Raw genomic sequence first — 630 nt, 5'->3', positions numbered from 1 at the left:
CTGCTGCTGTCGGACTGGTCGGCATAGATCTCCATGAAGACCCAGCGCGTGGCGCGGTCGATGGCGACGAACAAATAACGGCGTTCGGTTTCATCGGGCATTTGCGGCAAGTACTTGATATCCATATGTAAAAAGCCAGGCTCGTAGTCCTTGAACGACTTTTTGGTGACGGGCTTGTCGGTTTCCCGGGCGGCCAGTTCAAGCAAGCTGGAGACACCATGGCGGCGCAGGCAGCGCCCCAGACCAGCGCGCGAGACGGCTGGATTGATGAACTCACGCGTGACCGCCAGCAGGTCGTCTGTGGGCAGCAGTAAGGTCTTGCGCAGCTCAATCACGATCAGTTCCTGCTGTGGCGTGAGCGTCGTTTTCAGCGTCTTTGGACAATGCGAACCATCGTCCGGGCTGTCGCGATCCTGCCATTTTCGGATCGTTTGCCGCGTGACGTTGTAGAGCCGGGCCAGTTCGGCTTGCGACAACGTCGATTTCTTGATCTCCTCGCGGATCAGGTGGGTCGTTCGCGCTTGGCTGTGGAGGGCTTGGGTCATCAGGCTACCAGTGAAAGATCGGATTGGAACAGTGTACGCAAAACCTGCCTGGCCTTGAAGAGCGGCCAACTACGCATAGGTACAT

Annotated in this window: 1 pseudogene; it reads right to left on the bottom strand. The window is 57.8% G+C overall.

From position 1 onward, the window contains the following. Positions 1-545 (bottom strand): annotated as a pseudogene (locus K0F85_RS28340) (IS481 family transposase); the annotation flags it as partial. Positions 546-630: the final 85 nt, after the last annotated feature.

The sequence above is a fragment of the Janthinobacterium sp. UMAB-56 genome, from assembly GCF_900095265.1.
GTDB lineage: Bacteria > Pseudomonadota > Gammaproteobacteria > Burkholderiales > Burkholderiaceae_D > Janthinobacterium.
This window is presented reverse-complemented; position numbering and strand designations above follow the sequence as displayed.